Annotated in this window: 12 protein-coding genes; 6 read left to right on the top strand and 6 right to left on the bottom strand. The window is 41.0% G+C overall.

All coding sequences use genetic code 11. From position 1 onward, the window contains the following. Positions 1 to 1,426: 1,426 nt before the first annotated feature. The 5 genes from ccmE to ccmA are packed head-to-tail and all read right to left on the bottom strand — an operon-like array spanning position 1,427 to position 4,210. On the bottom strand, positions 1,427 to 1,921 hold the full coding sequence (gene ccmE, locus IEY48_RS19885; RefSeq protein ID WP_188923288.1) for a cytochrome c maturation protein CcmE: 495 nt from the start codon (positions 1,919 to 1,921) through the stop codon (positions 1,427 to 1,429). Beyond that, positions 1,918 to 2,118 (bottom strand): heme exporter protein CcmD, encoded by a 201-nt coding sequence (gene ccmD, locus IEY48_RS19880; protein WP_188923287.1) that lies wholly within the window; start codon positions 2,116 to 2,118, stop codon positions 1,918 to 1,920. Before ccmD ends, ccmE begins: the two co-directional genes overlap by 4 nt. Next, entirely contained in the window at positions 2,118 to 2,864 is a 747-nt protein-coding gene (locus tag IEY48_RS19875) for a heme ABC transporter permease (RefSeq protein WP_188923286.1), read from the bottom strand. Before IEY48_RS19875 ends, ccmD begins: the two co-directional genes overlap by 1 nt. After that, positions 2,864 to 3,550 (bottom strand): heme exporter protein CcmB, encoded by a 687-nt coding sequence (ccmB, locus tag IEY48_RS19870; protein WP_188923285.1) that lies wholly within the window; start codon positions 3,548 to 3,550, stop codon positions 2,864 to 2,866. The genes IEY48_RS19875 and ccmB overlap by 1 nt, the downstream gene beginning before the upstream one ends. Before the next feature lie 9 nt (positions 3,551 to 3,559). Next, entirely contained in the window at positions 3,560 to 4,210 is a 651-nt protein-coding gene (ccmA, locus tag IEY48_RS19865; RefSeq protein ID WP_373293758.1) for a cytochrome c biogenesis heme-transporting ATPase CcmA, read from the bottom strand. A gap of 326 nt (positions 4,211 to 4,536) precedes the next feature. Here ccmA and IEY48_RS19860 point away from each other — a divergent pair, with 326 nt between their 5' ends. Then, a complete protein-coding gene (locus IEY48_RS19860) occupies positions 4,537 to 4,830 on the top strand; it encodes a c-type cytochrome (RefSeq protein ID WP_188923284.1) in 294 nt (97 codons plus the stop codon). A gap of 119 nt (positions 4,831 to 4,949) precedes the next feature. Here the strand turns inward: IEY48_RS19860 and ccmI are convergent, their stop codons facing one another. Then, positions 4,950 to 6,209, bottom strand: a complete 1,260-nt coding sequence (gene ccmI, locus IEY48_RS19855) for a c-type cytochrome biogenesis protein CcmI (protein ID WP_188923283.1) — start codon at positions 6,207 to 6,209, stop codon at positions 4,950 to 4,952. A gap of 417 nt (positions 6,210 to 6,626) precedes the next feature. Here ccmI and IEY48_RS19850 point away from each other — a divergent pair, with 417 nt between their 5' ends. From IEY48_RS19850 to IEY48_RS20510, 5 genes are all read left to right on the top strand, one after another. Then, the gene (locus tag IEY48_RS19850; protein WP_188923282.1) at positions 6,627 to 8,600 is read left to right on the top strand and encodes a heme lyase CcmF/NrfE family subunit; all 1,974 of its coding nucleotides are present in this window, start codon (positions 6,627 to 6,629) and stop codon (positions 8,598 to 8,600) included. Between the two features lie 15 nt (positions 8,601 to 8,615). After that, the gene (locus tag IEY48_RS19845; RefSeq protein ID WP_188923281.1) at positions 8,616 to 9,170 is read left to right on the top strand and encodes a DsbE family thiol:disulfide interchange protein; all 555 of its coding nucleotides are present in this window, start codon (positions 8,616 to 8,618) and stop codon (positions 9,168 to 9,170) included. Continuing rightward, a complete protein-coding gene (gene nrfF, locus IEY48_RS19840; protein ID WP_188923280.1) occupies positions 9,170 to 9,649 on the top strand; it encodes a heme lyase NrfEFG subunit NrfF in 480 nt (159 codons plus the stop codon). Before IEY48_RS19845 ends, nrfF begins: the two co-directional genes overlap by 1 nt. A 19-nt stretch (positions 9,650 to 9,668) precedes the next feature. Then, complete coding sequence (locus IEY48_RS19835) at positions 9,669 to 10,250, top strand: TlpA disulfide reductase family protein (protein WP_188923279.1); 582 nt, start codon at positions 9,669 to 9,671, stop codon at positions 10,248 to 10,250. Between the two features lie 207 nt (positions 10,251 to 10,457). Next, a partial coding sequence (locus tag IEY48_RS20510) for a hypothetical protein (RefSeq protein ID WP_229786599.1) occupies positions 10,458 to 10,640 on the top strand: 183 nt, incomplete at its 3' end.

The following is a 10,640-nucleotide window of genomic DNA, read 5'->3' as shown; positions in this document are numbered from 1 at the left end:
ATCGTGCATGAGTATATCGCCAAGTGCCTGCAAGGCTTGGCAGAGACCTCATCCGAGGTTGAGTCATTATTGCCGTGGAATATCAAGCAAAGATAAATTGCTAGGTGCCGTTCGCTAGACGTTTACATTGTTTCTGACTATTTATTGTTCATACCTACCAATTAGCACTTTTTAAAAGAGAGCTGGTGTTTTAGTTAACGGTAGATAGATGCCGTTATGGTTACTGCTTTTCATCTATGTCATTTGACTATAAATACTTTTCTGATTCGACTACGGCCGCCTGAAAACGATGACTTGCTTTGTTAAACCATCACAAATGTTAAACATGGCCTCTTTTGTTCATACAACTGAATGCATTACCATGTTCTTTATAGGGGGCTTATACAGTCACTATTGTCCTGCTACAGCAAACTATCACTCTAATATATGTATTGCTGTTGACAAGCTGTCTTAAGGTTTTAAATTTAATTTGTATTTTAGAAGCTTAAGGTTTTATTAAATCGATTGAATTAGTCGTAAATTAAATTTCTTTTCAACTTGATATGTCAAAAAGCAGTGACACTTTATGTCCACCTTTGTAGCGCGGTTATTAATTCGTTCAGATTAGGGCCTGTTGAACCTTCGTGGGTTTCTGCAGCGAATTGTTGATCGTTACCCATATTTACAATAATGCTGCAGAGACTTTGAGGTGTAGTTATTCTACATAAGAAGTCGATAACGCTGTAAAAATGGTCAACAAACGCTGCCTCATTAGCTCGGCTGAAAACCTTTTACTCTTCGTTGAATGACCCTTAGTGAATAAAGCGTTGCTTAGATGACTAGGTAGCAATCCATTCGCCTCGATTTAATCGTTTTAACTCGAACAAAAATCAACCTGCAAAGATCAACAGGCCTTAGTAAATATTAGTAACTAACTTAAGAATATTTGTGCATCGTTGATATTTAGGCGGCAGAATTAAAACAAACATGTTAAAAGCCTGAATGCTTATATGGTTGTGCATTCTGTTAATTGTCGGTAATGCTGACCTTGCCTGTATACTCATTGAATCGAACACATACTTGATGTCGCTAATGACGTTATGCTTTGGCTTAAAATGTTCTTCCTAAGTTCGTTACAAGCGCCTCTGGGTCCTTTTTTGGCGTTAACGCGGTTGTATAGCAGTGCGATGCTTCTGATTATTGATTTGGATAAACTTGTAGTGATAAGTTGTTGACGAGATCTTGCAGATGTTTAGAGAGTTATAAGGGTGTGTCATATGGTTTATGTATGTGAGCTTTAGGCCGTGTTTCAATATATGGCCTTAATTTGATTATTGTTGATTAATTATCGCAGCGTATAACGTTGTCACCCTAGGTTACACATAAAAAATGCCAATCGATTGATTGGCATTTTATCTATCATTTAAATTAATTCTTATACTGATGACTAATACTGGTAGCCTTCAGATGGCTTTTGCTCTGAATAATCCAGTTTTTCATGCTTTTGGCCCATGGCTTCAGCGACTTCTGGAGGCATATAGTTTTCGTCATGTTTTGCCAGCACTTCGGTCGCTTGTAACTTACCAGATTCGACCAGTACGCCTTGCGCTACAATCCCTTGTCCCTCACGGAACAGATCAGGCAATAGGTCATCAAAGGTAACTATCACTTCACCGCCAGCAGAGTCGTGTACCGCAAATTCAACATGGAGGCTGTCAGGATCGCGTTTCATTGAGCCCATTGTCACCATACCACCTACACGTATACGCTGACCGACTTCAGGTTTAACACCTGTATCTGTCTTGCCATGTACAATTTCATAGGGTGTATAGAATAAGTTTAAGTTCGAATTAAGTGCATACAATAATAGTGATGCCACTGCTGCTACACCTGCGATTAGTGCGACTGCTAAAGTTAGTCTTTTTTTACGTCTTGGATTCACGATTTTGTACCTCTATTTTCTTTAAGGCGTTGTTCACGCGTCATCTTTTTAGCTATTTCAATAAGCACTTTGCGTTTCTTTCTAACGCTTAAAGTAATTAAAGTGGCTAAACAACCAAACGTTACACCGTACGATAACCACACATAAAATCCGTAGCCACCCATATTAATAAATTCAGCAAACGATTCAAATTGCATTATTTTGCCTCCTCAGCTGTAGCCAGTTCTCTTACCCATGGACGCATGCCATTACGCGCAAGGATCTCTGCTCTATATCGGACGAGGGTAATCGCCCCGATCATTAAGCCAAACCCAGCCATGTTAATTAATAATGGGAATATCATTTCGTTAGTCATAGTTGATTTTTCTGTGATTTTAATCGTAGATGGTTGATGCAAACTACTCCACCAATCCACAGAGTATTTTATAATTGGAACATTAATCACACCTACAATCGCCAAAATACCTGCAGCTCTGGCGGCCAGTACTTTGTCTTCGAATGATGCATATAGTGAAATGACACCAAGGTATAAAAATAACAATACTAGTTCCGATGTTAGACGTGCATCCCATACCCACCATGTTCCCCACATAGGTTTACCCCATGCAGCACCCGTGAGTAAGGCGATAAAAGTGATGATCGCGCCAATAGGAGCTATTGCCGCAGCAGCCCAATCAGCGGATTTTATTTGCCATACTAAACCAACGAATGAAGCAGATGCCATAGCCATGTATGTTGCCATTGACATGGATGCCGCTGGAACATGGATATAGATTATACGAAAACTATCGCCTTGCTGATAATCCATCGGAGCAAACAGCAACCCCCATGTTGTCCCTAAACCGATGAACGCGATTGCTAGGCAAGCGAACCAAGGCAATAGAGTGCCTGATAATTTGTATGCTCTTTCTGGGTCTGCATATGTATGAAGCCATTTCCACATTAGTTTGTACTCACACGTAGGGAGGCGCCAATAGCAAAAGGTGCCAAGATTAAAGAACCGACCAACATTGCCGCTAGTATTGCAAGTTGACCATCATAAGCTAAATTCAAACCAGCTGCGTCAATCGCGCTGGTAGCAAAAATCAATACAGGTATATACAAAGGTAATATCAGTAAGCTGAGTAACACACCACCTTTTCTTAATCCAACCGTCAATGCGACTCCAATAGCGCCCAATAGTGACAAAACGGGTGTGCCTAATGCCAGTGTAGCCATTAGCGCACCATAACTATTGCCATCTAAATGTAGCAATACCGCCAATAACGGGGCAACCAAAATAAGTGGTACCCCGGTTAAAATCCAATGCGCTAATACTTTTGCTAAAACCAATACCGATAAGGGTTGTGGGCTTAGTAACATCTGCTCGAGCGTACCGTCACTAAAATCTGCTTTAAATAATCGTTCTAGTGACAACATCGAGGCTAATAGTGCCGCGACCCAAATAATCCCAGGGGCAACTCTCGTTAGTACTTGTGGCTCAGGTCCTATACCTAATGGGAACAGAGTGACAACTAATATAAAAAACAACAATGGGTTGAAAATATCACCACGATGACGAATCGCAATTCTTAAATCTCGTTGCAAAAGCGTCATGAATGCTGCGGTGTAGCTTATTCCTCGTTTCATTCAAATACCTTATACAAAGCGGTAGTCAAGAGTGACTTTTCGTAATATATCGTTATTGATGATGCCCATATCCTGGTGCGTCGTTAAGATCACGCAACCACCAGACTTAGCATGTGCTATAAATAAGTGCTCTAGCTCTTCAACACCTTTTTTATCAATAGCAGTAAATGGTTCATCTAAAATCCATATTTTACAATTAGTATGCTGTAATCTTGCTAGCGCTGTGCGTCGATGTTGGCCTGCTGATAAATGTCCCGCGAGAGCTTCTTCAAATCCAGTTAAGTTAACTTTGGCCAACAGCTCTGTTGTATCAAAGTCATCATAGCCACTGATTCTTAAATTGAAGTTAAGATTTTCTTCTGCAGTTAGTTCGCTCTTTACCCCTGCAAGATGTCCAAAATAGAGTAAATCGTTGTTAAATTCGTCGCGACAGCGAGTGATATTTTCTCCGAGGTATTCGACCTCACCAGCATAGGGGCGAGACAGACCGGCGATAATGCGTAGTAAACTGGTTTTACCTGCGCCGTTGGGACCTTCAATTTGCACAATATCACCAGCATTAATATTAAAGCTGAGTTCGTCAAATAGAATACGCTCTTCGCGAATACAGGTTAATTCATTGGCACTTAATAGCACTTGTGATGGGTTTGTTATGGTCACTTATCCCTCTTGTTCTACGCGTGAGGATGAATACGAAAAAGATATTAACACAAACGAATTTATCGGTTTAGCTTTGTCACTGACTAAGTGCTAGCAATTTGATATGGTTCCAAAAAACTTAAAATTGTTTGAACTTTTTTAATGATTACTAATATATTACCTGAACTGAACAAATTGTCTTGATTTAGGCACTAAGCTGAGATAGTTATCACAAAAAGATGAGTTTTTTTGCTATTTGTAGTAACCTAGTCGTGCTAAAAAGAGTCTGCCTTCTAAATCAAAGGGCAGCGTTAAGCTTTGTATATTTGCAATTAGGAACGTTGAACATGAAAAAATTGTTAGCAATGACTGCAGTAGCTGCATTAACTTTGTCTGCGAATGTGTTTGCTCAAGAAGGTGAAGCTATTTACAATAAAGCGTGTCAAGTATGTCACAGCATGGGAGTGGCCGGTGCGCCTAAAGTTCATGATGCTGCTGCTTGGGAACCACGTCTAGCTAAAGGTTTAGATACCTTAGTTGGTTCAGTTAAGTCTGGTTTAAATGCAATGCCACCAGGTGGTATGTGTACAGATTGTACTGACGAAGATTACAAAAACGCTATCGAGTTTATGTCTAAGTAATTTTTCGACTAAACCAAAAACCGGCTTAATAGCCGGTTTTTTTATGCGAGTTTGTTACTGATTTATACATTGCCATACAAGTAAACTTTTTTATATGTATGGCAATGATAGGTTAGTGTTTATTGCACCAATGTATCTAACGTTAGCGTGGCGTTGCCACCAACCGCAATTGCTTCAATACTACCTTTCAGATCACCCGTTTGTGGTTTTACACTACCATTTTTAGATAGAACCGCAATCACTTCCACTTCTTTTACTGAGCTAAGTTTCATGTCGCCGCCCATTGAAGTGCTGTCATCTAAAGTAATTGTCGCTGGGAGGTTAGCTGCGCTAATTTTAGTCGCTGCTAATGGTACTTTAGGACCTTGAGTTGCACGGGCAAAGATAAATACGACATCAGAGTCGCTGACTTTGTCGGCAAGTTCATTGGATATGGTCACTTCAATAGCAAGGGTGTTGGCATTGGTTGTCGCTGTCGCCATACTTTTATGGTTAGCATCATTCGGCATGGCGTCGCTGCTGTCACCCATACGCATTTTAGCTGACCCAATGGCATTCATTAACGCGGTACGGTCAACATCATTGCGATCGCTGTCTAAAATCATCTGCCAAGCATCAATAGCTTTAGTGTAGTCAGCCGTAAAAAATGCATCCATACCGACTAACAGCAATGTAGACGGGTCTTGTGGATCTAATGACAATGACTGGTCAATGATAGCTTGAATTTCAGGTGTGATTTTTTGGCCGGCTTTATAATATAGCGCAGTGGCTTTAGGGCCGAGTAATTCTGCATGCGTACCGACTAATTCCATTACCTTATCAAAGGCTGCTGCCGCTTGATCATATTTATTTGCAGAGACATATGCATGGCCTAAACTAAACCAAGCTTGACTGTTTTCTGGTTCAGCCTGAACTTGAGCTTCCATCATTTGTACACGCTGTGACATGATTTGTGCTGGGTCCATACCTTGATGCGGATTATTCGCTTGTGGCGGGTTGGCTATTTCATTGTACGCACCCAGTTGCTGGTAGAAGTAACCTGAAATGGCTAACAAGCAAATGGTCATAAATGCAGGCCATAAAGCGCTTTTAGGCTTAATCGCGGCATCTAGTGAGTCATCACCCTCTTGCTTCATATCTTGCAGAAGGTTGATTTCTAATTCTTTCTTAAGCGCATCAAACTCGGCTTGATCGAGTAACTCATCTTGCAACTCTTTTTCGAGTATTGCTAACCGCTCACCAAAAAGCTCGAGGTTAGTTTGTTTACGAACGCCAGCTTCTTCTGCTTTTAATAGCTGTTGTTGGCGAAAGTGAGGGACCCAAATCATGATTAGGCCGATGAGTACGACAAGCGCAATAAAAATCCAAAATGTGGTCATTGTTTAAATATTCACTTTTAGGTTAACAGAAGAAGCGGTGTTTACCGCGGTGCTTGGAAGTTTGATTATACGGAAAGATTATTAATTGAATAGTAATATAAGGAAGATATGAATCTAAATCCTGAGAGTTGCGTACTGGTTCACATATTGAATGTGTTTGTTAAATAGTATGAAACTTTATATTCCTACTTGTTGTCAGATGCCGAAGCTAGGTAATCATTTTGATGTATTAGATGTTCATAATGAGACTAGTGACCCAGTTTTGTACGAAAAGGGCAGACAGATGTAATAGCAAGTTCTAAAATGCGTTAAAATTCGTTTAAGCTAATGTGCGTATATTAGTTTCAATGCATTGATTGATCGTGCCGTGATTTGTTTGTTTCAGATCCGCTTAATTATTTAGACTAAGGAATACCCATGATTCCAGAACTTGGACATTTCTCGCTAATTCTCGGTTTGGCTTTTGCCTTACTGTTAGCTAGCGTGCCTTTATTTGGTTCCGCACGTAAAGACCAGTATCTTGTTCGTTATGCCTGGCCACTGACTTACGGAATGTTTTTTTTCATCAGTCTATCTGTTATCACCTTAGGCTATAGCTTTGCTACCGATGACTTCTCCGTCGCATACGTAGCGCATCACTCAAACTCACAACTGCCAATTTTCTTTAAAATTGCAGCAGTTTGGGGTGGCCATGAAGGGTCATTATTGTTTTGGGTATTTGCACTCTCTGTGTGGGCAATGTCAGTGGCAATATTTAGTAAGGGCTTAGAAGAAGTCTTTACCGCAAGGGTGTTATCCGTACTTGCGATGATTGTAGTCGGCTTTACCTTATTCATGATTTTAACGTCTAGTCCATTCGAACGGTTATTTCCGGTACCAATGGAAGGGCGAGATTTAAATCCAATGTTGCAAGATGTTGGGCTTATCTTCCATCCTCCAATGTTATATTTGGGTTATGTAGGATTCTCAGTTTGTTTTGCCTTTGCGATTGCTGCGTTAATGAGTGGCAGACTTGATTCTGCATGGGCTCGCTGGAGTCGCCCATGGACACTTGCAGCGTGGATTTTCTTAACGGGTGGTATTTCACTGGGTTCTTGGTGGGCATATTACGAATTAGGCTGGGGCGGCTGGTGGTTCTGGGACCCAGTTGAAAACGCTTCATTTATGCCATGGCTAGTCGGTACCGCGTTAGTGCATTCACTTATCGTGACTGAAAAGCGTGGCGCATTCCGTAACTGGACTGTATTACTGTCAATCTTTGCATTCTCATTAAGCCTGCTAGGTACCTTTATTGTTCGTTCTGGCGTACTCACATCAGTGCATTCATTTGCAGCTGACCCTAGTCGTGGTTTGTTTATCTTACTATTGCTAGGTCTTGCGGTCGGTGGGTCGTTGACACTGTTTGCCTTCCGAGCCAGTGAAATGAGTAGCCCTGCGCGCTTTGAACTTAAATCAAAAGAAACCATGCTGCTTATCTGTAACGTGCTACTTACCGTTGCCGCAGGCACTGTGTTACTAGGGACACTATATCCACTACTAATCGATGCGTTAGGCATGGGTAAAATCTCAGTTGGACCTCCATACTTTAATGCCGTATTCGTGCCTATTGTGCTTGTGTTATTTGGCTTTATGGGTATTGGCCCTATCATTCGCTGGAAAAAATCTAAAGCGGGTGAGATTAAACGTCAGTTATTAGTGCCAGCCATTATCTCGTTAGTTATTGGTGCTATTGTACCGTTTGTTGCGGGTGGCGAGTTCAATGCTTGGGTTATGGCAGGTGTCACTGCAACCTCTTGGATTATGTTATCAACACTTCGTGCTGGCTATAATATTGTAAGCCAAAAAGAAGGTGGTATTAGCCTGAGCAGAATGGGACGTAGTCAATTAGGTATGATGATTGCTCACTTTGGTATTGCTGTGTCAGTACTGGGTGGCACTATGGTATCTAATTACTCAATCGAAAAGAGTGTGCGTATGGGGCCTGGTATCTCACAAGAGTTAGCGGGTTATACCTTTAAGTATTTAGAAACCAAAAACGTAGTGGGTCCTAATTATACTGCTCAACAAGGTCAGATAGAAATTTACAAAGATGATGAGTTCATCACTTTATTAAAACCTGATCGCAGACAATATAATGTGCGCACCATGGACATGACCGAAGCGGGTATCGATTGGGGTTTATTCCGTGACTTATATGTCACGATGGGTGATCCAATTAGCTTAACTGAGTTTGCTGTTCGTCTTAACTACAAGCCGTTCGTTCGTTGGTTATGGTTTGGATCAATCTTTATGATGATTGGTGGTTTCCTTGCTGCATCAGATAAACGTTACCGTGTAAAACAGGTGGCTAAGCAGCAGGCAGCAGAAAAAGCAAAATTAGCGACAGCTTAATCACTCGGAGACACTATGAAGAAGTTTGTACTGTTTATACCTTTAGTTATTTTCTTGGGTATGGGCGTGTTCTTATATAAAGGATTATTTTTAAACCCTAAAGTGCTCGATTCTGCATTAGAAGGAAAGCCTTTACCGGCTTTCCAACTCGAGCGTTTAGAAGTGGCAACTGATGTACTGTCTGAGAAAGATCTCAGCGGTAAAGTCTCAATGCTTAACTTTTGGGCGACATGGTGTCCGGCATGTAAATATGAACATCCGTATTTGCTGATGCTTTCTAAGCGTAATCTGTTACCTATATACGGTATCAATTACCGTGACGAACGAGCATTAGCGATAAAAGAACTTCGCAACCAAGGCGACCCATATACACTCAACATATTCGATAAAGATGGCCGTTTAGGATTAGACCTCGGTGTATATGGCGCACCAGAAACGTTTATTGTTGATCACAATGGCATTATTCGTTATCGCTATGCAGGTCCTATTGACCAAACCGTATGGTCTCAAACTCTGTACCCAATGATCCAACAATTGCAAACAGAAGCTAAAGCTGATGGAGCATCTTAATGAACATGATAGCTAAATGGGTCGTTTTCTTAGCCTTTGCACTTTTTGCTGTATCGGCGATGGCAACTCCTGTAGATACTTACGAATTTAAATCAGCCGATAATCAAAAGCGTGCATTGTCACTGTCGCATCAATTACGTTGCCCCCAGTGTCAAAACCAAAATTTAGTCGATTCCAATTCTCCTGTAGCACATGATTTACGTCTTGAAGTCTACAAGATGGTTGATAACGGTAAGTCAGAGCAAGAAATTATCGACTTTATGACAAGCCGCTACGGTGACTTTGTATTGTATAAGCCTAAGCTTGACCCAAAAACCTACATTCTATGGCTAGGACCATTTGGGTTATTAATATTCGGATTATTCATCGGATATATCTTTGTGCGTAAACAGCGTATCCAACCCACAGAAGCGGGATCGCTATCAGCAGAACAACAAGCTGAATTAGACGCATTACTGAATAAGAACAAGGCTAAGTAAATAACTGTTTGGAGTAACAATGAAAAAGTGGCTAGCAATATTGCTATCGAATGTACTGCTATTAAGCGTAGCAAATATGGTGAGTGCATATCCTGGTATGCAGGCGCAAACCAAGCAAGCCACTCAATCAACACTCGACAGGATAAGTGTTTTACCGCAACCTTTTCCAATAGCCTTGGTAGACTTTACTGATGCAAGCGGACAACAGGTAAACTTTGAACACTATAAAGGTAAGGTTGTTGTCATAAACCTATGGGCAACATGGTGTCCACCTTGTGTAAGAGAACTCCCTGCGCTACATCGTTTAAATCAAGCGCTAGATTCAGAGCAATTTGTTTTATTACCAATCTCAATAGATGCAGACGCAGATAAAATAGTGAAGCCTTTTTTAGCCGATCTAGGTTTGTCTGCATTTGATTCATACTTTGACCCGCAACAACAACTGCGTGACGTATTCCCACTCGACACTATTCCTGCGACATTTATATTAAATGAACAAGGTGAGCTGGTGGCCTATGTACGCACATACATCGACTGGGATGACGAAAATGCGATTTCGTTTTTAGCGCAATTCAGTAAAAGTAGTCAAAAAGCGCAATAAATCAGCATAAAGTATATAAAAACTTCTAAAAGGATCGCTTTTGGTGAAAAGATCGCCAAGCGATCTTTTTTTATTAAAAAAGGGGTTGCACTAAATCTCATGGTGCCTATAATGCGCATCCACTGACACGGCAGACAGCGAAAGCGGTCACCGAGTTAGGTTGAATTAAGTGCTTCAAAACACACAATTCAACGGCGAAAAGAAAGTTTGAAAAAACACTTGACGCCAACACGGGAAAGCGTAAAATACGCCTCCCAAGCCAATGACCTAGCGTCTAACGGCGATGCACGAAATAAGGCATCAACGCTCTTTAACAATCAAAACAAGAAATCTGTGTGGACATTCACAGGTATTGAGTTATTCGAAATTGTCTTCTTGTTCTTCGGAACG

The organism is Shewanella saliphila (assembly GCF_014648295.1).
Taxonomy (GTDB): domain Bacteria; phylum Pseudomonadota; class Gammaproteobacteria; order Enterobacterales; family Shewanellaceae; genus Shewanella; species Shewanella saliphila.
This window is presented reverse-complemented; position numbering and strand designations above follow the sequence as displayed.

What these genes read in the sequence shown, in the direction of transcription:
- ccmD (WP_188923287.1), bottom strand. Translation starts at nt 2,118, where the DNA reads ATGCAATTTGAATCGTTTGCTGAATTTATTAATATGGGTGGCTACGGA.
- IEY48_RS19875 (WP_188923286.1), bottom strand. Translation starts at nt 2,864, where the DNA reads ATGTGGAAATGGCTTCATACATATGCAGACCCAGAAAGAGCATACAAA.
- ccmI (WP_188923283.1), bottom strand. Translation starts at nt 6,209, where the DNA reads ATGACCACATTTTGGATTTTTATTGCGCTTGTCGTACTCATCGGCCTA.
- nrfF (WP_188923280.1), top strand. Translation starts at nt 9,170, where the DNA reads ATGAACATGATAGCTAAATGGGTCGTTTTCTTAGCCTTTGCACTTTTT.
- IEY48_RS19845 (WP_188923281.1), top strand. Translation starts at nt 8,616, where the DNA reads ATGAAGAAGTTTGTACTGTTTATACCTTTAGTTATTTTCTTGGGTATG.
- ccmB (WP_188923285.1), bottom strand. Translation starts at nt 3,550, where the DNA reads ATGAAACGAGGAATAAGCTACACCGCAGCATTCATGACGCTTTTGCAA.
- IEY48_RS19860 (WP_188923284.1), top strand. Translation starts at nt 4,537, where the DNA reads ATGAAAAAATTGTTAGCAATGACTGCAGTAGCTGCATTAACTTTGTCT.
- IEY48_RS19850 (WP_188923282.1), top strand. Translation starts at nt 6,627, where the DNA reads ATGATTCCAGAACTTGGACATTTCTCGCTAATTCTCGGTTTGGCTTTT.
- IEY48_RS19835 (WP_188923279.1), top strand. Translation starts at nt 9,669, where the DNA reads ATGAAAAAGTGGCTAGCAATATTGCTATCGAATGTACTGCTATTAAGC.